Origin of the sequence: Halomonas cupida (assembly GCF_900142755.1) — a bacterium.
GTDB lineage: Bacteria > Pseudomonadota > Gammaproteobacteria > Pseudomonadales > Halomonadaceae > Halomonas > Halomonas cupida.
Genome location: NZ_FRCA01000003.1, coordinates 49,188 through 71,796 on the forward strand (window position 1 = coordinate 49,188; position 22,609 = coordinate 71,796).

Below are 22,609 nucleotides of genomic sequence, written 5' to 3' on the forward strand. Positions count from 1 at the left end.
AAGAGACGCAAGGAGATACACGCAATGAACCTCATTCAGTCACTTTACTCCCGTTCCAGGGGGCTCATGAAAAGTGGTCTGGCCGCCCTGGCTACCTTCCCGGCCATGGCGCTGGCCGCCCTGCCACAGCAGGAAGGGATTACAGAAGGCGCGGATGGCAACCTGCTCGATACCTTCCGCAACGTGGGGTCGGAAGGCTTCAGCATCATTTTCATTGCCCTCACCGCCTTCGCGATTGTGGCTTACATCGCCGCCCTGATCTGGCAGTTCAGCGAATCGAAGAAGAAGGGCGAGTGGGGCGGCTTCGGCATGGTGTGTGCCATTGGTGTCGTGATGATCGTCGTCGTCATCTGGCTGGCGAATTACGGCGATCCGATCATGCAGAGCACCTAGTCGGGGAGACGTCGGGCCATGACCATTGAATTCATTCCCTCCCGTCTGAACGCCACTCCCGTCGTCTTTCGCGGCATGACGGGCAAGGAGCTGGTGGTCTGCACCCTGGCGGGGTTGGTGGCGTTCATTCCTGTCGGGTTGATCGGCTGGGCTGTCGTGGGCATGGGGGCCATGGTCCCGACCTGCATGTTTGTCGGGGCAGGTCTTTCGCTGTGGTTCGGTGGCACGTTCATGCGCCGTCTACGCCGGGGCCGCCCCTCCTCCTGGGTGTATCGCAAGATCCAGTGGCAACTCCAGAAAGCGGGACTTCCCGTGCCTGGTGGCAATGAATTGATCCAGGCCTCCATCCGTTGGCGTATTCGCCGTGATCCCGTTCGTCGTCCAGTGGCGACATCGACGGGATTCTTCTCGCGCAGCAAGGGAGATAACTCATGAGTCGTAAACGCCACGCCCTGGCGGCCCGTGACGCTCACATCACCACATTGCGTAGCGTGATTGTGGTGATGATCCTGGTGTGCGCGGGACTCTTCTGGGGCTGGAAAACGGCACCGGACCGGCTGAATGTCCATGTTCCCCCGGACCTGCGCACCGGCAGCACCCGCGAGTGGTGGAAAGTGCCGGAGCCCAACATCTATACCTTCGCCGTTTATGTCTGGCAGACGATCAACCGCTGGCCGGTCAATGGCGAGGTCAACTACAAGCGCAACATCCAGGTGTTCAACACCTTCCTGACACCAGGCTGTCGCAACTACCTCGAAAACGAGTACGAGCAGCGTCGCGCCCGTGGCGAGTTGAAGGGGCGTGTGCGGGGGATCTACGAAATTCCCGGTCGAGGGTTCCAGAACGATAGCCCTGAAGGACCTGGTGGGGTGCGTGTGATTGATCGCGATCACTGGGTTGCCACGCTCGACATGGGGGTCAGTGAGACCTACGCCGGCACATCCGTTCGCGACGCCTACGTTCGCTATCCCCTCTACGTCAGCCGCGTGGACAACGATCCCGACGCGAACCCCTGGGGGCTCCAGATCGGTTCCGCCGATAGTTGCTTCGCCGGGGTACCCCAGCGGCTCGGGTATGCCGACGACGACAGCGACGCTGACCAGCCAAGCGAGGTAGCTTCACCATGAGCAGACTCCTGTTTTCACGACTGAGCATGGCGTGCGCCACGTTGATGCTCGTCTCCCAGGCGCAGGCGGTGGAGATCCTGCATTGGGATCGCAAGCCCTTGCCTGTCGATCTTCCCGTTGGAACGGAACGTGTGATCGTGCTGGATCGCAATGTGCGGGTCGGCCTTCCACCCGAGCTTGCCGACTCGGAAACGCTCCGCGTCCAGAGTGCCGGTGGTGCCATCTACCTGAAAGCCGACAAGCCGTTCGATACCCAGCGGGTTCGCCTGCAGGACGTCGAGACCAATGAAGTGGTCCTGTTTGACCTGACGGCCATGGAGAACGGGGCCAGCGACGAAGAGATTCAGGTGGTGTTCCCGGAAGGCGAGCAAGTCGATGCTGAGGAAGCGTCATCCCCGGAATCCCGGGAACAGGCTGAAGGTTCGTCGACTTCGGCCAATACGCCGGTTCCTGTGGTGCTGACCCGCTTTGCGGCGCAGTCCCTGTACGCCCCGACGCGAACCATTGAACCAGTGCAGGGGGTCAATCGCGTCGCCATGCGACTGCCTGAGAGCATGCCCTCGCTATTGCCGGCATTACCGGTTTCCGCGACGCCAGTTGCCGCCTGGAAGCTCGACGGGTGGACCGTCACGGCGGTGAAGCTCTCCAATCGCGACCCATCGCGGGCCTTCGAGATGGATCCACGCTGGCTGCAGGGTGATCTTTACAGCGCCACCTTCATGCATCCCACGCTCGGCCGCCGGGGCTCCGTGCGGGATACCACCACCGTCTTCATCGTCACCGAAGGGGTGTCGTTGGCACAGGCGGTGCCACTGTCGGCGTCTGCTGCCGAGGACAACGCCAATGCGGGAGGTGACTCATGAAGCTCAAGGGCAACGGCCTGGTCAAGATTCTGGTGCCGTCATTTATCGCCCTGGTCGTTGCAATTGTCATGCTCTGGCCGGGAGCCGATTCCAACCAGCAGTCCGGGTCGAATGGTGGTGAAGAACGTGATCCCTCGCTGACGTTGAGTGAGGACGAGCTCAAGGCGCTGGGGATCGAGGGTGACACGCCGGAGGATACCGTCGCCACGCTGGTCGGTCAGACGCGAGCCATGCGGGAAGAGATGAATCGGGTGCTCGAGACCAATCAGAGGCTTCGAGAACAGAATGCCGACATGCTCGAGGACCGGCGTGACGTCCAGAGTCAGATTCGTAGTGCTCTTCACCAGCAACAGCAGGACTTCAATCAGGAACGCCAGTCGTCACAGCGCGAGAACCAGAGCCTGCTTCAGAGTCTGCAACGCGAGATCAGCAATCTGAAGGATGGATTCTCTGGCGAGGGTAGCAATGAAGACGTGCCGATCGGCCTGGGGCTTGAAGGCGGCGGTGTCCGCAGCGGCAATGGCAGCAACCTGTCCTGGGTCGAGCCCATGGATCAACGCGTTGAGGAAGGACCGGGCCGCCGAGGCCAGGAAGGGCCGACGTTCCCGACCTCCTTCAAGGAAGCGGCCAGTGATGTGGGCAATGCGGCCTCTCGTACAGGGAGCGCCATCCAGTCCAGTGCCACGGGACAGCCCGATGAAGCCACCGTCGAACCGGTCTATACCATCCCGGAGAACTCCACTCTGATGGGGTCACTGTCCATGACGGCGCTACTGGGTCGGGTGCCAGTCGATGGCACGGTGAACGACCCTTATCCGTTCAAGGTGATGGTGGGCAAGGACAACCTCACCGCGAACGGTATTGAACTCCCTGAAGTTCAGGCCGCGATCGTCAGTGGGACGGCAACGGGGGATTGGACCCTCTCCTGCGTACGCGGAAACATCTCCTCGATGACCTTCGTCTTCGAGGACGGCACCGTGCGCACCGTCCCATCGCCGGAAGACGTCAATCAGGGGCGTGGAAACGGCAACGACAGCAATCAGAACCAGACCATCGGGGGTGGCGACGCCATTGGCTGGATCAGTGACCGGAACGGCATTCCCTGCATCAGTGGCCTGCGTCGCAGTAACGCGAAGGAATACCTGAGTACCCAGAGCCTGCTCACTGCGGCCGGTGCCGGTGCAGCGACGATGCTTTCCGATGACGATTCGACCTCGATCACGTCTATTGGTGCCGACGGCAGCATTTCTCAGGCCATGACAGGCAACCAGGCCATGGGGCAGATCCTCGCTCAAGGGGTGAACGACATGAGCCAGTGGGTCAACAAGCTCTATGGCGAAGCGTTTGCTGCCGTCTATGTTCCCCCCGGCCAGGAAGTGGCCATTCACATCAACAAGCAACTGCCGATCGATTACGAGACCGAAGGGAGGAAGGTGCGCTATGACTCATCAAGGGCAACCACACACGGGCTCGACTGATCGCAGGGCCTTGTCGCGAGCCACTCTGTTCACCCTGGTCCTGGTGGGGCTGGGCCTTCTCTCCGGCTGTGCAACGTCCAAGGACGAGCTGATGCCCACCAGCGGAATGAGCATGCAGGAGCTCTGGAAGGAGGGCTCCAGGCAGAGCGCGGGTGGCCGTGCCGGAAACCAGGCGGTGCTGGAGGCGCGAGGAGCGCTGCGTCGCCCGATCGGGGACGGTGAGGCAACCGCTGAACAGACGCGGTATACCCGTGACGCCGCCAATGAGATCTACAGTCAGTTCTCGCGTCTGCCGAATCCGGATCTGGTGATGTTCATCTATCCCCACCTGGCCGGTGGGGAGTCGGTGCCGGTGCCCGGATATTCCACGATCTTCCCGCTACACACCAAACCGCAGTACGCCATGCCCGGTGAAGGTGCGCGGCCTGTGGGGAGGACGCGTTGATGTCATTCAATGACCTGATGAACCGTTGGTTCGGCGGAGCCAGTCAACAGGCTGACCCCAGCGATGCCTCTGATGGGGGACGCGATCGGCCCATTCCGGTCCCGAGGGGGAAGTCGATCACTGAGCAGGACATCGATCGGCTCTACAAGCGTGCCCCGTCCTTTGCCAACTATCTGCCCTTCATCGAGTATCTGCCGGAATCGGGCTGCTTCCTGATGGATGACTGCCGTTCGGTCGGTGTGGTGGCGGAGGTTGTGCCGCTCGCCACCGAAGGGCGCTCTGAAGAATGGCTGAATGCCAAGCGGGATCTGATCGAGGGGGCACTACAGGATGCCTTGCCTCAGCATGATACGTCTCCCTGGGTCGCTCAGATCTTCGCCCAGGATGAGGTCGATTACCGGGATATCATGGAACAGCTCAAGGATTACATTGACTGCCCGGATCCCGAGTCCACGCCGCAATCCAGTGGGCTACTCGATACCACGTATACCCAGGAATGGCTCAGTCAGTTCGAGCGTCATCTCAAGTCGATCTCGCAGGAAGGCGGGGTGTTTCACGATGATCTGGTGACCCAGACCACCTGGAAGGGGCAGACACGTCGCACCCGTCTGGTGCTGTATCGTCGCCTCAGCAAGTCCTCCAACACGGGGCGTGGTCAACCGATGACACCAGAGGATGATGCCAACATGGTCTACGACCGTCTGGTGTCCGCCCTGGAGGGCGTCGGTCTCTCGGTACGTCGCTATGATGCTCGGGCCTTCCGGCGCTGGATGGTGGCCTGGTTCAATCCTCGTCCGGCCATGTCGCCGAAGGATCCCCAGCAGTTCTACGATCTGGTCGATTATCCCGGTGATGACCAGCTCCCCTACGACTATGACCTGGGGGGCGATGTCCTCTTCAACATTCCCGAATCTGATGCCGACAAGGGCCTCTGGTATTTCGATGGCCTGCCGCATCGATGCCTGGTGGTGGATGAGCTGCGCAAGGCACCGGACATTGGGCATATCACCGGAGAAGTGAAGCGTCAGGGCAGCAAGTCCAAGGTCTCCAACGCGATCATGGATGTGTTGCCCGAGGGGACGGTCATGGTATTGACCGTCGTCGCGTCTCCCCAGGAGCCCCTCGAGGACCACGTCAATCGTCTCAGTGGCAAGGCGCATGGCGATAGCGTATTGGCAGTCAGCGTGCGCAACGATTGCAAGAAGGCCAAGGAGTACATGGCGAACCGCCATTTCCTGTATCAATCCTCACTGGTGTTCTACCTGCGTGGCGACGATGAAGAGGACCTGCGAGTCAAAACTCAGGTACTGAGCACCAAGCTGTATCAGTCCAGCCTGAAGCCTGTTGAGCCGGAGGACGAGATTGCCGCGCTCAATACCTACCTGCGGTGGTTGCCGATGGCCTTCGAACCCGACAAGGATGCTCGCAACCACTGGTATACCGCCTACAACTACGTTCAGCACATTGCGAACCTGGGCCCCTTTTTCGGTCGAGCGCGGGGGACCGGGCGTCCTGGTTTGAGCGCCTTCAATCGTGGTGGAGAAACGCTGTCTTTCGACCCCTTTCATCTCGCCGATCGCGAGAAGAACGCGCATGGCTTTCTGAGCGGGCCGACCGGGGCGGGTAAATCGGCCACGATCACCGCGTTCTGTGCCCAGTTGATGGCGGTACGGCGGCCTCGTCTGTTCATCCTGGAGGTGGGGAACAGCTTCGGGCTGTTGGCGGACTACTTCGAGCGCAATGGCCTGAGCGTCAACAAGGTCAAGCTGTCACCCGGCTCAGGGGTCTCCCTGGCACCGTTCCTGGAAGCCCACCGACTGCTCGAGGACGAGCGAGCGCGCAAGCAGGCGGAAGAGGATGCCAAGGCGCGCGCCCTGGGCGAGATCGACGATGATGCCCTGCCGGCACCCATCGAAGATGATGAGGACCTCGATGAAGACAAGCGGGATCTTCTCGGTGAAATGGAGATCACCGCGCGTTTGATGATCACCGGTGGTGAGGAGGAAGAGGAACGCCGCTTTCGTCGTGCCGATCGACGCATTGTGCGCGATGCCATCATGCGCGCCGCACGGGTGACGTTTGAAGAAGGACGCCCCTGCAAGACCGAAGATGTACGCGATGCCTTCTTCGAGATTTCTCGCGACCCCGGTTTCCATGAGGAGACCCAGCGCCGCATCGAAGAGATGGGCATGAACATCGGGTTGTTCTGTGATGGCTTCGACGGTGAGGTATTCAACTCGACCGGCGACCCCTGGCCCGAGTGCGACGTGACGCTGGTTGACCTGGCCACCTACGCCCGTGAGGGGTACGGGGCGCAGTTGGCGCTGTCCGTCATCTCGATCACCAACATGATCACCAACCTGGCCGAGCGGACCCAGTATGACGGTCGTCACATCGTCCAGATCATCGACGAGAGCCACGTTGTCACCGTCAATCCATTGCTGTCTCCCTTCTTCGTCAAGGTCGGCAAGATGGGGCGTAAGCTCATGTACTGGCTGTGGTTCGCGACCCAGAACGTCGAGGATTTCCCGGACGCCGCCGAGAAGCTGCTCAATATGATCGAGTTCTGGATCTGCCTGGTGATGCCACCGGATGAGGTCCAGAAGATCAAGCGATTCAAGTCTCTGACACCGGCTCAGGAGGAGCTTCTCCTCTCCGCCTCGAAGATATCCAGGAAATACACCGAGGGCGTCGTACTGGCCTCTACGGTTGAGGCGCTTTTCCGAGTGGTCCAGCCCAGTCTCTACCTGGCGTTGTCCGGTACCGAGGGGGACGAGAAGAAGGCACGGCGTAACGTCATGCTGGAGCAACGTTGCTCCGAGCTGGATGCCGCCATTTACCTGGCGAAGGAGATGGACGCGAAGCGCGGCTTTATCGAGGAGGAAGCCTTCGGCGTCGCCACTGGTCAGGATCAGGTGGAGGTCCCGGCATGAGTGGAACCGCTGTCCCGTCAGGAGCGATCGATTTCGGGATGATCGCGCTCTGGGGGCTTCTGGCGCTTGCCTTACTCCATGTCCTGGTTTCACTGGTGTTCTGGCGGCTGAAGAAAGGAGCACTGCCCTATATCAGCCAGCCTTCGCTCAACTCACCGACCGAGCAGGCGTTCTATGGCGCGGTATCTCGGGCAGTGGGATCCACCGTCCTGATCGCCTGCAAGGTGCGAATTGCCGATGTTCTGCGGGTCCGTTTTCGCAAATGCCACGCTCACGACCAGCGCTGGTGGCGTTACTTCCGCCTGATCAGTTCAAAGCACGTCGATCTGGTGCTTTGTGAACCTCGAGGCGGACGAATTCTCATCGCGATCGAGCTCGACGATCGCACCCATGGTCGTGCCGACAGGAAGCGTCGCGACCGATTTGTGGATCGGGCCTTTGCTTCAGCGGGTATCCCGCTGGTGCGCTTTCCCGCCCGTGGACGATACGACGTTCATGAGATCCGCGCTCAACTTGCTCCCCATCTCCATCTCACGCCCCCGGAAGAAGGATCGGTGGTATGTCAGAAATCCAGGTCTTCGACACCGTGAACGCCGATGCGCGTGAACGAACACTTCATTTGCTGCCGGTCCTGCAGGCAGACCCCTTTGACAAGTTAACCGCTGAGGACATCACCCTGAGCGTCACAACCAGCTGGATGAAGGAACCCGTCAGCCCTGAAGGTGGTTGGGTCATCCGTCAGCCCTATCCCAATGGATTGTATTACGTGGGGGGATCCTCGGAATGTCAGCTCGGGGAGCTCATCACACTCCCGCCAGATCTCACGGCGGGAGAAGTCGTGTTCCATTGGTCCGTTGCAGTAGAGAACCTGCCTCCCGGCCGGTTTCAGATCGAACACCGCATCGAGCTGACCTTTGAAGCAGGAGAAGGACGAACCTACTCGATGGACGTGGCCAACTGGTGGGCTCAGAGCGAATTCGCCGGTGAAGGGCACTCGACTCCCGAAATTGGCCGCAATCGCTTTTCTCGTTTGAAGCATCAGGGGATTTCGCCAACACGGCGAGCGCACGTCCTTGAGTCGATACGCGAGGGGTGTCGCTTTCTCGACATCCAGGAGTCCCTGACGCTTCCTGCGATCACCCTCAATGATTGCTGGACCATTCACACCTATGGAGGTGAGTCCGCTCACTCCTGCCTGGAGGCGCTGCGATGAAACGTCAACTGAACGGCCTGATCCCTACCGCTGCCGTCATGGCCATGATGGCCTCGACAATGACCCTGGCAGCATCAGGAGGCGATGTGCCGGAGGCGCTGGATGATCTCACCATCAATGGCCAGGCCATCACCCCCGAGTCCGTTCATCGTGTCGACCTTGAGGGGCCGATATACGAGGTACGGCTGCGCAATGGCGACACCTTCTACAGCGACGCTCAGGGGCGTCACATGGTGGTGGGGAATCTATACGACAACGCTCCAGACGGGCTCATCAACGTCACCGAACAGCGCAACCGACAAGAGCGGTTGGACCAGTTGCAGGATGTTTCTGAGGAAAGTCTGGTGACATACCCCGCCCAGGGAGAGGACCTTGGCGAGATTACCGTATTCACGGATACGACCTGCCCTTATTGCCAGATGCTGCATCAGCAAATTGACCAACTGACCGCTGCCGGCATCACGGTTCACTACGTGCCGTTCCCGCGTGCCGGCAGCCAGTCCCCAGCCGCACGTCAACTGGCGCAAGTGATGTGCTCTGAATCCCCTGAAAATGCCATGACGTCAGCGTTCAAGGGGCAATCACTCAGTGCCTCACCGTCACAGAGTTGTCAGGACGTAGTTGAAGACGGATTTCAGCTGGGGCAGCGATTTGGAGTGACGGGTACACCGACCATTGTGCTGCCGAATGGGGAGATGGGCGAAGGCTATGTCCCCGCCGGCCAGATTGTTCAAGCCATTGAGAGGACTGAACCATGAAACTTGCCAGGATCGTCGCTCCCACTGGAGCAGGGAAAAGCTGTGCCATCAGCAGAGTTATCCAGCATAAGGATCCAGAAGTCGAAGTGATCGATATTCTGGAGGGAGAAAACCCGCAGACGCGCCAGATTCGTAGTCCGGTCGTGATCCTGGATAGCACCAGTAGCTCTCCCGAATCCACGCTGAATTGGTTGGATCACTTCAGACAGTCCGAAGGCACACATGTCCATGGAGTATTACTGATCGGTCAGACCGACAAGGACAACTACTGGACGGAGGTGCGAGATGACTTCAGCTACGACTATGCCATTGACCTGGATGAGTATATTCAGACATCCCACATTGAACGGGTGAGCCGCCTCAGCCGGGCAGTCGAGCACAGCATCAGGACGTTATCCCCGTCAGCTCACCCTGGATAGTGAAGAGAAGAATACATGGAGAACGCGCTTAACGTTTCCTGGCGCGCTCTCCATCCGATCCTGCCAGCCTTCCAATCTGGATCCATTCGTGGGAGCCGCACTATGCCAAACGCCCATCTGCGGCTGCGTGCCGCGTTATCTGCATTTCCTGTCGTTGCTTCGATTGTCTGGTGTAGCGGTGCAACCGCCGGCGTCGAGGTATTTACCGTGGCTGGCGAGCCCATCATCAACGCGCCGGCGTCGGCTGCCGTGGTTGAACTGGATGCACCGGCCAGGCTCGATGCCCAGATCTCGCGAGACCTGCCGGCGGATCCTGATCGTGCGAAACAAATTCTGCATTCACGCATGAGCGGCCCAGAGTGGCAGGCCACCCTGAAGCGCTATGGGGAGACCTATACCGGTGTCGCTCGCGCCTGGATGCTCGGTATCGAGAGAGTGCCAGCAGTCGTCCTCGATGGACGCTATGTCGTGTACGGCGAGCCAGACGTCCGTGTCGCCCTCGAGGAGATCGACCAGGCAATCGGTGAAGTCACCCCACAGGATGGAGGTGACCAATGATGCGGACGCTCACCTCCCTGTCCATGGCCATGGCCGTTGCTCTGACAATCGGGATGGCCAGCATGACAACAGCTCCCAAGGCGCGCGCGCTCACCACCCCAGAGATCATCGAGTCTTCGTTGAGCACTTCGTGCCTCGAGTACCAGGTTATTGGTTTCTGTGCCTGGCTCTATTGCACTCCCTGGGGTTGTAGCGTCAAGACCTCGACGCGTGTGAAGCATTACATCCCCGAGCTGGTGGTGTCGTCCTACGAGAACACCGGTGACAACCCCTGGAGTGAGGTGGCGATGCTGTCACCACCAACAGGGGATGCTACGGGCGGTGGCCGTGCGACGGAGGAAGCCGGTAGCCGCCACTCCAACACCCGGTTCAAGAATACCGATGCCATTGGCCACCCAGGGGGAGCGGTCTTCTACCGGATGCTCAGCTCATTAGGGTACTCATGCGAAAGCGATGTGCTGCCCTATACCCCGTATTTCCTGTCGACACTGGATGCATTGGCCTGGCGGTCGTCGCTTCCCGAGATGGCCTATCCCGAGGCGCTGACACCGGGCATGCGGGAGATGGGGACGGTGGGGGATCTCTGGAGCCCGATCTATCCGAGAAGCGGTTTCGTTTCCCAACCGCATGACTATAAAGCCGCTGCCACCACCGCTCAGCGTGCGGCGGATGTCGTGACACGCAACGGGCAGCCGCACGTCTACATGCCGCTGGCACCTACTGACAATCCTGCCGCGGGTAAGTGGGCACCGGACCCTGTCATGGAAGGGGACCCAGACACGCACAAGTGGCAGCAACTGGAACCCAACATGAGCATGTCCTGCTCGATTTTCCCGGATGGCGGCGAAAGCCATCAACTCCAGGATCCCGGCAATTACGCCTGGGCGCTGTGGCGTCCCTATCGGTGTTGTGCAGTCCGGGGGCAAGAACTGCTGTATTTCACCGGAGAGTAATCCATGAAACGACAGATCCTTCAGAGCCTGACGCTCTCGGTGGCGCTGGTCACCCCGCTACTGGCCCAGGCGCAATCCGCTGACCGGCTCTACTACGACATTGGGGGCGCGGCCCCCTTCGGCGCGTCTGCAGGGCTGGGACATGGTCCGAGGATGAATGGAATGGGAGTCAGCTGGAACGTTGACGCCACCTGCGGCAATTTCGATATCGGCGCGACAGTCAGCAATCAGCTCAACGGCCTGACCAATGGCTTCCAGAACATGATGGGGGATGTCGTTCAGAACGCCACCGGCGCAGTGGCCAGTCTGCCGGCGATGATCATCCAGCGATCCAATCCCGCTCTCTATGACCTTCTGACCAACGGCGTCCTGCAGGGGAGAATGGACTTCGACAAGTCGAAGCTCTCCTGCCAGCGCATGTCCGAGGCCCTGGCCGATGCGACGGTCGGGGGGCAAATGCAGCAGAGCGCCATGGCGGAAAACTGGCAGGACATCGCGAGCTCAAATCCTGATGCTGTGGCAGCTCAAGAGGAAGCTGAGGCTGAGGCCGGCAACGCTGGCCGTACCTGGGTGGGTGGACAGAAACGTGGAGGCAGCGGCCAGGAACCCTTGCGTGTTGTCGAGGACACGGCCAAAGCCGGTTACAACCTGCTTCATGGCCGCACTGATACGACATCGAATGAGTCAGTCTCGGGTGGTGGTGGAGGCTGGGGGTCGGTCTCTACTTCCAACGGCGACTGGGTGGGTGGTGGCGGTATTGCCGGTGGTAGCGGTGGTGGTGCCGGAAGTGGCAGTGACTGCAAGGGTGGCATGTGCACCATTTGGGGATCTCCCGAGGATGCCGCCGAGTGGACCAAGAAAATCGTCGGTGATACCGAGTTGCGGTCCTGCGATGGATGCGAGAAATCCGAGAGCGTTGCCGGCACCGGGTTGATCCGGGAGCTCGAGGAAGAACAGCAGAGTATCCACGAGAACCTGGTCGACATGCTGAATGGCGGCGAAATTACCCAGGACAAACTGAATGATGTTTCAGCCGGTAGTGGCCTTGCTGTGTCGCGAGGCGTGATCGAGGCGATGCGCTCCGATCCCCAGGGACCATTGCTGGCACAGCGTCTTGCCAGTGAGATGGCGTTGGCCAGAACCCTCACCAAGGCGATGTGGGCGCGAAGAGCCTTGATTGCTGGCACAAGTGATCCGGGCATCGAGAACAACCAGGAAGGGATGACAGCGCTGGATCGCAAGGTCGATGCCTTCAATCGGGACATCGAGCTGCTGCAGAGCGAGATGGAAATTCGCAAGTCACTGGCCAGCAGTGCCGCGATGTCAGCACTCCAACGTGCGGCCAACCGTGCCGGCGGTTCCATGCAGAACGAATCCAACAGTCCGCGTAGCGAGCTGGATGGTCGCGGTGCGCCGGTTGAGGGGCAATAAGGAGTCTCATGATGATCCGATCGCTCAAACGTCACCCGCTGCTACTGGGGCTCCTTGGACTGATCATTGCGGCCTGGTTGGGAGGATTGGTCGTCTACACAGGAATGCGCCTCTACGGCAGCATTTCTGACTTTCAGATCGCTATGGGTGAAAACCGTCATTGGTTGATGGTCTGGCGGGTCATCTTCTACGGCGGACTGGCGTTGGTCTGGTGCCGACTCTGGCGTCCGAGGATCCTGCAAAGCGTCGAGCAGGACAAGGATGGTGGCCAGCAGGGCCGTGTCCTGCTGCACAAGCTCGAGCGCATGATCCTGATCGTTCTGGTCCTGATCGAGGGCTACAACCTGTTCATTTGGTGGGGAGGAGCCTGACATGGCGACGTTCGCAGTCAATGACTACATGGAAGGCACCATGCTCACCCTGGGCTGGGTCATCAACAATGGCGTCTGGGACGCCATGACCTCGACCGGTATCGCCGTCGTGCCATTTATCGCCCTGGTCGCCGGCGAGTGGTTTAGGGCGAGACAGGAGGGCGACGATGAAGGCAACAAGGGGGTACTGTCGCTCAACCGCATCGAGTCGCGGCTCTATGTGATGCTGCTGGTGGTGGCGTTCACCTGCGTCCCTGTGTTCACGCTCAACGTGAACCCGGTGAACGTCAATCAGGAGCATGCTGAACAGTGCGGCACCGTCATGATGTCTACCGGACAGTGGGGCGAGTCGACCATGACGTCGATAGATGGACAGCAGGCTCGCGTCCCCATGTGGTGGGCGCTGACACACTCGCTCTCCAAGGGCCTGACCAACGTGGCCATCTCGAAGATCCCCTGTTCGACGGACTACCAGTCTGTGCGAACGGCGCTCGATCTTGAATCCATTTCTGACCCGGGACTTAAACGTGAGATTGGGGAGTTCCAGTTGGCATGCTTCGGCCCGGCCAGGAACAAGCTGTTTCAGAGTGGGGCTGGCCTCGAGGAGGCCAGAGGCATGGATGTTGACTGGGTAGGTTCGGACTACTTCCTGGACACACCAGGCTATTACGACAGCTTCTACGCACCCCGTCCCATGCCTGGCTTCCCCTACAATGCCGATCGCGATCAGGCACGGCCCAGCACGGGACCCGGCCAACCAGGGTATCCCAGTTGCCGCGAGTGGTGGAGCGATGGCTCAGAGGGACTGGCGGCTCGAATCAAGGATCAGGTCGACACCACGGTGTGGTCACGCATGCAGAGTTTCTTCCCGGGGACATCCTCTGCAGAGGAGTACATGATCCGGCGTATGGTGAGCCCACGTTCTGGTGCAGCGAATGGCAATACCAGTCAGGCATCCGTTGGCTACCGGTCTCTGGATGGCGGGTTTGTCGATGATGTTACCTCAGCGGCAGGTATGGTCGGTAATGCGGTGGCCACCATCCCTTTTCAGGCGGGCATGGACAGCCTCAAACAGTCATTGCCGATGATCCAGGGGATCTTGTTGATGGCGATCATCATCTGCCTGCCGTTCGTCATGGTCGCCTCCGGGTACTCTGTAAAGGTGGCCGGTATAGCGATGTTCGCCTTATTCGGTCTGTTCTTCCTGACCTTCTGGTGGGAACTGGCGCGTTGGCTAGATTCGAACCTGATTGATTTGATGTACGACAGCGATGCCGCCAAGCTCAGTTGGATTGCCGGCGTTGAAAATGCCAATGACAAGATGGTGCTCAAGTTCGTAAGCGGAATGATGTTCCTGGTGCTACCTGGCGTTTGGATTTCTGCTTTGGGTTGGGCAGGTGCAAAGGTTGGTAATGCTGTCGGCGGTGTTAGCGAAGCAGGTAGAGAGTCTAAGGGGGCAGGTCAAAAAGGTGGTGACATGGCGCAGAAAGGAGCTTCAGGAGGTAAGGTTTAACATGTTAAGACGACTGTACTGGAGGGCATCTCCAGTACAGTTCAATCATGGATCTTAAAACCACCCCTATAGTAGCCATAGCCATTATGGCCATAGCGATATCCATCCTGCTCTTCTAGAGAATCTGGCATAGGAGTTGTGGTCCGATCCTCTGGCAAGGAGTTCCAGACATTTTTCCCTGCCTCAGCTGATGCTTGGCCCAAGGTACGAAGCAGCCCTTGAGATTCTTTTGTCCCGAACAGCAGCGCAGATGTGAACGCCGCAGAACCTTTGAGTACCTTGCGGGCAGTGTGGCTACGATGGGAGGTGGTGCCCTCTTCTGGACGCTCAGGCACAGCTCGCTCGTTCTGGTCACGGCGATGACCGAACAGCTCGGTTGCCTTGTCGTTCCACAGGAGCTTTTTGAGGCCCATGGGACACCTCCAGAATACGGGTACAGTTAGATCGAGAGTAGCTTGCAAGCCAGATCAGTGCAATTCGAACTGGGTCAGTGCTGAAGCTCTTCCCTCAGCTTACGGACCTGCTCGATGTCGATATCAACCAGTCCAGCAATCATCTCGTCGTTGAATTTAGTCTGCCGGATCAGGTTGCAGGTGATTTCCCGGCAGGCTTTCTCATATCCCTGCCAGAAGCACTCTGTGTAGGCGGTATGCCACCTAGCAGGGATACTGGATAGCAGTTCGTCAAGCTGTGCTTGCAAGGATTCGCTCACTGCTTCAGCTCTTCCCGCAGCTTACGGACCTGCTCGATGTCCAGCCCAGACAGTTCAGAGATCATCTGGTCATCCATGGCGGTTCGCTTGAGCATTTTCTGAGCCACCTGACGAGCGTGATTCTCTTCGCCTACCTGCTTCCACTGCTCGGGCCACTGCTTTGCACGTTCAGCCAACATATTGTGCACCTCGTTCAAGTCGTTGAGCGACTGCCACTCAGCCCCTTCGTTCTCGGGTACCCAGCTAGGCAGCAGCACGCGTCGGATCCAGAGGGCGAAGTGCCGGCGTAGCTGGGTCTGCTCCGGCGCTTGTAACCATTGTACCAGTAATCCGATCAGATCAATGGCATCCTGCGGATTCCGGTGATTCTCCAGACGGAAGATGGCCGACACCACGTTTCGGGTCTCTTCTGACCACTGCTCGCTGGTCACCATAGCGCCTTCGTCCAGCAGCAGATATGGGAGATCAGGCCGGTAGTGCTCCAGGCCACCCGGTACAGGTTGGACAAGCTCAGCCACGTTGAGTGCCGCATTCCAACGTTTTTCCCCGTTGTACAGCACGATAGGTAGCACGGGAGGTAGCTTGCCGTCCTGAGTCAGCTTCTTCTGTTTGACCAGCTCCTGATACAGCAGCCCCACGTAGGTCATGATACGCAGCGCCATGAACGAGTCGACGGTGCTCTGGAACTCAATCAGGAGATAGACATACACCCACTCGTCGCCAAAGCGCACACGCCAGATCACATCGCCTTCACGATCGCGCAGATCATCGGTGACGAAGGTGCTGCTGACCTTCTCCAGCGAATCGAGGTTCAGGCGATCAATCCATTCTTCCTTCACGAAGCCTGTCAGCAGATCGCGAACGACCCTTGGCTCGCTGAACAGCAGCTTATAACTGAGATCGTGCTGGTTGTTCATGATTTCTCCATGGTGTGGCTGGAGGCAGCTTACCATGACGGCGAGCGCCCCTGTCCCACGCTCCCCAGCGAGGGAAAAGGAAATGGCGCAGGCAAAGGGTTGGAAGGGAAGGGGGAATAAGGGGAAGGGGCTTACCCGAATAGCAGGGGCAAACCCCAAAGGGCCAGGGAAAGGGCAAAGGCAAAGGGTGGCGAAAGGGAAGCCACTACCACTGCTGCCTATCCCCTGAACTATGCGTCCTGCTTGCCCAGCACAATCTCCAACCCAAGAATGACGAAACTGTTGCACAGATCCTCTCGGTGGACCTTCGACCCCAAGCTTCCACGTCCTCAATAGCCCGGGAGCTCCAAAGCTGCATAAATCATACTTGTCTGCTATAAGAGACGTAGCGAGGTGTGCGAGAAGCCGAACCGGGGGACGTATCTTGATCAACTGTCGAGTGATGGGGAGAGATTAAGTGCAGACAGCTTTTGGTCGAGAGGAGTATTGATAGCTGCTTACGACCCATTGCAGACATTCGTATTACTTTTCCCATCGAAAGCCAAAACGTAGCAGCAAAAAAATGGAATTTACCATTAAAATCGCCATTGTCATCCCTACGCAAACAGCGGCCTAACTCAAAGTTCGACCAAGGAATAGCGAGAAATGCCCCAAGCCTCTGACTCATTTTTAAACAACACCGTTTCCCCAGGCAATTTTGATGATCAGAGTCTGGCTCTCTGGTTGGATGACTGTTTGGAGCAACAACATCGTGTGTTATATGTACACGCAGGCTACCTGTGCAAGGTGGTTGATCTTGAAGAGTCCTGCACAGCGCTCTATCCCGCTGACCCAGGTCCAAACTCCAAGGGTAGCCTAAAGAAGCTAGTCGGGAAGAAGCTTCTCTTCAGCTTTGAGGTTTCAAGTGAAACGCTGAGTAACGCTCGGATTGCAAACAGCGAATGGGCCTATGCCCCAGTGGAAAGGAAGTCCTGTGTAGATACGCTTATTGCCACGCGTGATGGGCTGCTCGGCAAAGCTAAAGGTAGAGGGCCAGAGATTTCCGCGAGAACAGCACAGAAAGTGTGGGCAGACGCAGCTGGAAGATGCATGTTTCAAGGCTGCAGTAAGGATTTGTCAGAGATCCCTCTTTGGACAAAAGCCGCCCGGGTTGGATATTTAGCTCACATCGTTGCATCTGACCCAGAAGGGCCTCGGGGTAACCAAAAGGACTCTCATCGGCTCGCAAATAATCCGGACAACATCATGCTGATGTGCGATGAACACCATCGCTTGATCGACTCGTTCGCGCCAGAGCAATTCACCTCAGAAATCCTTGACGAGATGCGCAAGTCTCATCGAGATATGGCTCGAAACTATTTGAATTCTTTGGCATTTCCCCCTACGAAAGCGATTACCTTGCATGCCAATCTTGGAGGCGTACCAACTTACTTCCATGACTCCGAACTGATTGAAGCCATCGTTGCAATGAGACGAGCAATGCTGCCAGGGGTGATTCACTATGTTCGACGGAAATCGCAGCGAGATGATCGACATTTACCAGAGTTTTGGCACCAGTATTTAAGAGAGCATGAGCATCAGATTCGCCAACTAGTTTCTGGCTTTGATTCGAGCAGTGGCTCTGTTACTGAGAACTTGGCCGTTTTCCCCTTACACCACATCCCGACGCTTGTTTTAGCAGGACGCATAATGGGTGAGGCACAGGCCATTCAGATATTTCAGTACGACAGGCATCGGAAGACATGGACTTGGAACCCGCAGGTTGAGGCTCATTCCCGGGACACCTTTATTGTTGATTCACTTTCGCCGAACCACGCCAAAGAGGTTCTTATTACGCTTGAGCTAACGGCTCACGTAGATGAGAAGGCGCTACCTGCCGACCTTAAAACTAGTGTGGATAATGGTCACCTGCCCTGGATTCGCGTAACAACTTCGAATATAGGGATCAATTGCATCGGGCACCCAGATGATCTTGATCAGTTCGCAGAAGCTGCCCGTAAAGCAATTATGCATGCTCAAGATGTGATGAGGGTTCAGAAGGTACACCTTATCGCCGTAAGTCCCGCGAGCACAGTGTTCCGTTTCGGGCAGATGCTGCAGGCGGGGCACCATCCCGAATACATCGTCTATGACCGAGCGGGCCGTGACTACGACTTTACTCCTGCTTTGTCGATTACTGGCCACCACGTTTCGGCCACTGACGGTCAGAAGACCCACACCATTGATCTTCGATAAGCAGCCTAAGCGAGCCTGATACAATGAGCACTACCAAAAGCGCAGAACTGGTTAAGCATGCTGAACTTGAATATCCCACTCGACTAACAAAGTCTCTTGAATCGTTTGCGGCTCTCAGGGAGGGCTACATAACCGACGCTAGAGATAGGCTGATCGAATATGGTCTTTGGGCTAAGGCGCTCAGTGAAGCAAATTCGCATATCGCTGTGGATGAGGAAGAAATCAGGGCTGCAGCAGACGCATACGAAGAAGTAGCAAATTATTTGGCCAGTAACCTCTCTTGGCCTCTCAAGTCCATTTCAATCATGACGCAAGGGTCAGTGAGCACTAAGACTTTGATTCGCTCCCCCAATGGAAGTGAGAAATTTGACATCGATGCTGTATGCAAAATAGACATCTCTCACATTGAGGCTGACGACCCCATGTCATTTTTTGAGTCGATAGGCCAGGCCTTGAAGGAGCTAGAGGCTCAAGCGAAAAGGCGCTGTTGGTATATCCCTTTCACCGGACAGCGTTTTTATCTCGAATTTACCCCTTCCATACCGTTGAATACGATAACGGCGCAAACCCTGAGTTCTATGGCGCCGCGCTATAGCGCATCGCGATATGAGGAGACTGCGCTTGCGGTCGTTGATACTCCTACTAAGAGCTGGAAAACCTCCAATTCTGCGGGCATGAGCAAGTGGGTTAATGACACGGCGGAACGCCGCCTCATTCGGTCGATTGTGATGGAGGCGTACGCAAATGATAGGGCCGTAGCAAGCGTTGCTCCGGTGCCGGATCAGACTGTGGAAATCACGGATACACTTCGGGTTGCCATACGGTTGTTCAAACGCCACCGAGATATGTGTGCGAGGCGTGGGGTAATTGATGCGGCTACCAAACCAATCTCAGTCATTATCGTGACACTACTGACCAGTTGCTATGAGGGTCTGGCGGATTTAGGTCGATCTTTTGAACACCCCATAGAGTTGCTGGATGAACTCGCTACCCTTATGCCGCACCTCGTGCTGAAACTCGATGGTAAATACCGAGTTGATAACCCAACAGTTGAGGGAGAGAACTTCGCCGAGAAATGGAATGATGATGACGGCGAGCGTTATAAATCATTCATGACCTGGACAAACGCACTATCTGCTGATCTCCAAACCATTCTTGCTCTGAAAGACCCTTCGGCTATTTCCAGGCGCGTGCGCGAAGTTTTTGGGATTCCTGCCCCTACAGGTGGGGGCAACGGCTTGACTACCATTCAGCCTCCAGCACCTAGAGCCACTCCAGCGAGTCGCGGTTTGGCTTAAAAAGTGGAGGATTAATGTCGCTGGATTTGAGCTTTTTGTGCGAGGAATTCCCCGAGCTTCAGCTATCAGCTTTGCACCGGGGGGGAGGAGTCACTGCCTACCAATTGTGGCTACCTTCTTTTCAAGACGGAAGAGAATTTAAGTGGGCTGAGCTGCGTTTGCCCAAGGGGTTTCCTGAGTACGGTAAAGCATTCATTCAGCTATCTCCAGATTCTGTCTTGCGTATACCGCACCTAGATAGAGCTGGAGTGCTTTGCATTGAAGGTGATCCAGGCCCTGGCCTCGGTTATTCCCCAGAGGACAGGATTAAGTTTGTCTTGCATGGCTACATGGAACAGTTCCTGAAGCCTTGGCTAAATGGCGATCTTGATGGCGATTTCGAGAATGAGGCACTTAATTATTGGGCTATAGAGGTAGCTAAGTCACGTTCAAACACCGATGCTGTGAGAGGTGTATGGACGGTTGATTCACCTCCAACAAAGGCACGTGTTAGAAGCGGACTGCTCTTGATTCCAAATAGGGTCATCATTGCTGCAGATGAGAAGTTGCGCATCACTAACCGTTTAGTGCAATCCATGGGGCCTGCAGCAAAGCAACGTGTTCGCGTGCTAGTGGCAGATATTCCGATTTCACATGCATTCACGCCGTCGACTTGGCCACGTTCCATGTCTGACTTGGAGCGCATCCTACAGGGTAGGCTTCCCTCTGGAGAGTATTCGAGGCTACAACATAGCCGAAGCCGCAGAGGGAGAGGCATATACCGCGTGGTTCTTTTGAGAAATACTGAAGTTGCCTTTGCCTACTTGCTTCCAGGAGGTCCTCCAACTGTTCTCGACGTATATCGAGGAAAGAAAGCTAGCCCTTCTCTTCATAAACCGCTACCACTTATGACATCCCGCTTAGATCCAGATTGGACGGTTGGGCGAGATCAGCATCCCGAGATCAGTGGGCGTCAAGCTAAGCACGTTCTGGTTTTGGGGTGCGGCGCACTCGGCAGCCCGGTTGTAGATCATATCGCCAAGGCAGGAGTCGGGCGAATATCTGTGGTTGATGCTGACACTATGTCTTCTGCGAATATTGGGCGGCATCTGCTTGGGGCTGACTCTATAGGCCAAAATAAGGTGGATGCCATTGCTCAGCGGATTAATTCGGCTTACCCAGCTACAGAAGTGACTCCGTACGCGATGAGCACAGCAGATTGGTTAAAGAAAAACACATTAGTAGATGTGGACGTAGTGATCGATCTCACTGGCGAGCCTGATGTACGAGTGCAGATCGAGCAAGTACGCTTGAGTTACCCACGCCCCTTGCTGATCGGCTGGATGGAGCCTTATGTGGCTGCCGCCCATGCTTGCATGCTGGCTGCAGGTCATAAATGGTTAAAGGGAGCACAAGATCCATTGTCTTGTTTAGAAGCAGTGGTATGGCCAAATGAAGTGATTCGACAAGAGCCTGGGTGCAGTAGCCGCTTCCAAAGCTATACTGCTGCGGCTGCAGAGCATGCGGTTGCATTGGTGGCTGAGTGTGCGCTGGAGATGATCGACAATTCAGTAGCAGTTACTTTCGACTCAACAGTACGGAGTTGGGTACGTGGGCAACGCTTTTTAGACAAGCACTGGCCTGGGCTTACGCATAAGGAATGGGCAAAAGCCGCTTGCGTTCACGATGGCTTGATCTTGAACAGGCAGTTTCCATGAGCAGGATATTCTTCTATCCCGATAATACCCGATATGTTCTGTTTACTGAACAAGCCTTGTCTCACATGTATGCCCATGCTCAAAGAAGACCATGGCAGAAAGAAGCTGGCGGTGAGGTGTTCAGCTCAGAACCGGATTCCAGCGGTCTTGTTATCCAAACCGCGACTGGGCCGAATCGCGGTGACTACCGACGTAGATGCGCCTGGAACCCTGATATAAAAGCATCCGATAGAAATAGACAGATCGAATTTGCGCACAACAGACATGTGGTTGGTTTGTGGCATACACACCCTGAGATATATCCGTCACCTTCAGCCCGGGATCAAAAGACTACGTGGGAATATCTCGACTCATTCCATGGAGACAGATCTTGTTATCTCATGGTGATTATCGGTAATCACGGTCGTGTACCAAACATGGGTGTATGGCTGGCCTCATGCCAGCCATCTCGTGAGTGGACACACCTTTGTGAAGCTACGATTGCCTGTGGCAAGACGAATCTCCATTTTAAGAGGGTGGCACAAACTGGCGTAGGTCTCCAAAACGGGTCATGTAAACTAGCGTGAGAAATCAGTTCTCTGATCGCTTATGTTTGCCCTAATCAAGCGAAACAGCTCGGCCTGGTATTGAGCATCATGCAGTGCCTGATGGTCCGGTTGTAATTCGGGTTGGAGTCGAGCAGCCATTTGGCTGGAGCGGGTATTTACCCACCTTGATCCAGTTGCTCCCATGTAGAGAGCCTTAATGTCTAGCGCGGTAAAGCCAAAGGGATTCGTCTGGAGATAGCGGTGGAAGTAATAGTTCACGAAGGACCAATCAAATGGCGCATTAAGCCCGACGAACACGGGCAAGTTTTCCGTACCAACGATTTCCCCGACCCAGCTCTGGAACTGTGTCATCGCAACTTCGGGATGCAGCCCCTCGAGTTCGAGTGCCTCCAAAGAAAGCCCCGTTACCGCTAGTGCTTCTGGGTCTGCATTGGCCGATATTGGCTTCAGCTTACAAGAGAACACCTGATCAGGCTTGTCTACATTGCATGCTCCAATTGTGAGCATGCTGTACTCGCCAGGAATTGGGCCTGAGGTCTCTACGTCGATTGAAATATAAACTTCGTGTTTCTTGCTCATGGGTCGAGGTGCTCCGGTTGCAAAAGGGGAGAAATTCTCTCTGGCTTTTCGGCTAACGCTTGGCGGCCTTCGTCCCGCCCTGAAGTGCTTGACCGATCCTGAACTGGGGTAAGAGCCTCATCTTAGTTGCCACCGACAGCTTAATATAAACTTTCCGCTTTTGGCCGA

The 22,609-nt window shown here is 56.8% G+C and carries 24 protein-coding genes; 20 read left to right on the top strand and 4 right to left on the bottom strand.

Annotation, left to right across the window (positions count from 1 at the left end; genetic code table 11):
• The first annotated feature begins 24 nt into the window (after window positions 1–24).
• The 16 genes from BUE38_RS06630 to BUE38_RS06705 all read left to right on the top strand — a co-directional run bounded on the left by BUE38_RS06630 (window position 25) and on the right by BUE38_RS06705 (window position 14,455).
• Window positions 25–393 carry a TIGR03745 family integrating conjugative element membrane protein gene (locus tag BUE38_RS06630; protein ID WP_073434262.1) on the top strand — a complete coding sequence of 123 codons (369 nt, stop codon included), beginning with the start codon at window positions 25–27 and terminating at the stop codon, window positions 391–393.
• An 18-nt stretch (window positions 394–411) separates the two neighbouring features.
• On the top strand, window positions 412–828 hold the full coding sequence (locus BUE38_RS06635) for a TIGR03750 family conjugal transfer protein (RefSeq protein ID WP_073434263.1): 417 nt from the start codon (window positions 412–414) through the stop codon (window positions 826–828).
• Complete coding sequence (locus BUE38_RS06640; RefSeq protein ID WP_073434264.1) at window positions 825–1,520, top strand: PFL_4703 family integrating conjugative element protein; 696 nt, start codon at window positions 825–827, stop codon at window positions 1,518–1,520. The genes BUE38_RS06635 and BUE38_RS06640 overlap by 4 nt, the downstream gene beginning before the upstream one ends.
• Window positions 1,517–2,383 (top strand): TIGR03749 family integrating conjugative element protein, encoded by an 867-nt coding sequence (locus tag BUE38_RS06645; RefSeq protein WP_073434265.1) that lies wholly within the window; start codon window positions 1,517–1,519, stop codon window positions 2,381–2,383. The genes BUE38_RS06640 and BUE38_RS06645 overlap by 4 nt, the downstream gene beginning before the upstream one ends.
• Window positions 2,380–3,861 (top strand): TIGR03752 family integrating conjugative element protein, encoded by a 1,482-nt coding sequence (locus tag BUE38_RS06650; RefSeq protein WP_073434266.1) that lies wholly within the window; start codon window positions 2,380–2,382, stop codon window positions 3,859–3,861. Before BUE38_RS06645 ends, BUE38_RS06650 begins: the two co-directional genes overlap by 4 nt.
• A gap of 10 nt (window positions 3,862–3,871) precedes the next feature.
• Window positions 3,872–4,306 carry a TIGR03751 family conjugal transfer lipoprotein gene (locus tag BUE38_RS06655; protein WP_073434610.1) on the top strand — a complete coding sequence of 145 codons (435 nt, stop codon included), beginning with the start codon at window positions 3,872–3,874 and terminating at the stop codon, window positions 4,304–4,306.
• Window positions 4,306–7,239: a conjugative transfer ATPase gene (locus BUE38_RS06660; protein ID WP_073434267.1), complete on the top strand. Its 2,934-nt coding sequence runs from the start codon at window positions 4,306–4,308 to the stop codon at window positions 7,237–7,239. Before BUE38_RS06655 ends, BUE38_RS06660 begins: the two co-directional genes overlap by 1 nt.
• A complete protein-coding gene (locus tag BUE38_RS06665) occupies window positions 7,236–7,829 on the top strand; it encodes a DUF2726 domain-containing protein (protein WP_073434268.1) in 594 nt (197 codons plus the stop codon). The genes BUE38_RS06660 and BUE38_RS06665 overlap by 4 nt, the downstream gene beginning before the upstream one ends.
• On the top strand, window positions 7,799–8,452 hold the full coding sequence (locus BUE38_RS06670) for a hypothetical protein (protein ID WP_073434269.1): 654 nt from the start codon (window positions 7,799–7,801) through the stop codon (window positions 8,450–8,452). Before BUE38_RS06665 ends, BUE38_RS06670 begins: the two co-directional genes overlap by 31 nt.
• Window positions 8,449–9,210: a DsbC family protein gene (locus tag BUE38_RS06675; RefSeq protein WP_073434270.1), complete on the top strand. Its 762-nt coding sequence runs from the start codon at window positions 8,449–8,451 to the stop codon at window positions 9,208–9,210. The genes BUE38_RS06670 and BUE38_RS06675 overlap by 4 nt, the downstream gene beginning before the upstream one ends.
• Window positions 9,207–9,629, top strand: a complete 423-nt coding sequence (locus BUE38_RS06680) for a hypothetical protein (protein WP_073434271.1) — start codon at window positions 9,207–9,209, stop codon at window positions 9,627–9,629. Before BUE38_RS06675 ends, BUE38_RS06680 begins: the two co-directional genes overlap by 4 nt.
• A 102-nt stretch (window positions 9,630–9,731) precedes the next feature.
• Complete coding sequence (locus BUE38_RS06685; RefSeq protein WP_073434272.1) at window positions 9,732–10,187, top strand: TIGR03757 family integrating conjugative element protein; 456 nt, start codon at window positions 9,732–9,734, stop codon at window positions 10,185–10,187.
• Window positions 10,184–11,140 (top strand): TIGR03756 family integrating conjugative element protein, encoded by a 957-nt coding sequence (locus BUE38_RS06690; RefSeq protein ID WP_084541788.1) that lies wholly within the window; start codon window positions 10,184–10,186, stop codon window positions 11,138–11,140. Before BUE38_RS06685 ends, BUE38_RS06690 begins: the two co-directional genes overlap by 4 nt.
• Before the next feature lie 3 nt (window positions 11,141–11,143).
• A complete protein-coding gene (locus BUE38_RS06695) occupies window positions 11,144–12,571 on the top strand; it encodes a hypothetical protein (protein ID WP_073434273.1) in 1,428 nt (475 codons plus the stop codon).
• Window positions 12,572–12,579: 8 nt separating this feature from the next.
• On the top strand, window positions 12,580–12,942 hold the full coding sequence (locus tag BUE38_RS06700) for a hypothetical protein (protein ID WP_143166221.1): 363 nt from the start codon (window positions 12,580–12,582) through the stop codon (window positions 12,940–12,942).
• A gap of 1 nt (window position 12,943) precedes the next feature.
• A complete protein-coding gene (locus BUE38_RS06705; RefSeq protein WP_073434275.1) occupies window positions 12,944–14,455 on the top strand; it encodes a conjugal transfer protein TraG N-terminal domain-containing protein in 1,512 nt (503 codons plus the stop codon).
• 41 nt (window positions 14,456–14,496) lie between these two features.
• On the opposite strand, the gene BUE38_RS06710 is transcribed toward BUE38_RS06705, so the two are convergent.
• From BUE38_RS06710 to BUE38_RS06720, 3 genes are all read right to left on the bottom strand, one after another.
• Window positions 14,497–14,868 (bottom strand): hypothetical protein, encoded by a 372-nt coding sequence (locus tag BUE38_RS06710; protein ID WP_073434276.1) that lies wholly within the window; start codon window positions 14,866–14,868, stop codon window positions 14,497–14,499.
• A 74-nt stretch (window positions 14,869–14,942) separates the two neighbouring features.
• Window positions 14,943–15,167 (bottom strand): hypothetical protein, encoded by a 225-nt coding sequence (locus BUE38_RS06715; protein WP_073434277.1) that lies wholly within the window; start codon window positions 15,165–15,167, stop codon window positions 14,943–14,945.
• Complete coding sequence (locus BUE38_RS06720) at window positions 15,164–16,372, bottom strand: Rpn family recombination-promoting nuclease/putative transposase (protein WP_234986803.1); 1,209 nt, start codon at window positions 16,370–16,372, stop codon at window positions 15,164–15,166. The genes BUE38_RS06715 and BUE38_RS06720 overlap by 4 nt, the downstream gene beginning before the upstream one ends.
• Window positions 16,373–16,729: 357 nt before the next feature.
• Here BUE38_RS06720 and BUE38_RS06725 point away from each other — a divergent pair, with 357 nt between their 5' ends.
• The 4 genes from BUE38_RS06725 to BUE38_RS23470 are packed head-to-tail and all read left to right on the top strand — an operon-like array spanning window position 16,730 to window position 21,880.
• Complete coding sequence (locus BUE38_RS06725) at window positions 16,730–18,319, top strand: SAVED domain-containing protein (protein WP_073434279.1); 1,590 nt, start codon at window positions 16,730–16,732, stop codon at window positions 18,317–18,319.
• A gap of 23 nt (window positions 18,320–18,342) precedes the next feature.
• Entirely contained in the window at window positions 18,343–19,617 is a 1,275-nt protein-coding gene (locus BUE38_RS06730) for a nucleotidyltransferase domain-containing protein (protein WP_073434280.1), read from the top strand.
• Window positions 19,618–19,631: 14 nt separating this feature from the next.
• Window positions 19,632–21,314, top strand: a complete 1,683-nt coding sequence (locus BUE38_RS23090; protein ID WP_200802155.1) for a HesA/MoeB/ThiF family protein — start codon at window positions 19,632–19,634, stop codon at window positions 21,312–21,314.
• Window positions 21,311–21,880, top strand: coding sequence for a Mov34/MPN/PAD-1 family protein (locus BUE38_RS23470; RefSeq protein WP_084541789.1), 570 nt, complete (start codon window positions 21,311–21,313; stop codon window positions 21,878–21,880). Before BUE38_RS23090 ends, BUE38_RS23470 begins: the two co-directional genes overlap by 4 nt.
• Here the strand turns inward: BUE38_RS23470 and BUE38_RS06745 are convergent.
• Window positions 21,872–22,441 (bottom strand): 3'-5' exonuclease, encoded by a 570-nt coding sequence (locus BUE38_RS06745; RefSeq protein ID WP_073434281.1) that lies wholly within the window; start codon window positions 22,439–22,441, stop codon window positions 21,872–21,874. The genes BUE38_RS23470 and BUE38_RS06745 overlap by 9 nt on opposite strands.
• Window positions 22,442–22,609: the final 168 nt, after the last annotated feature.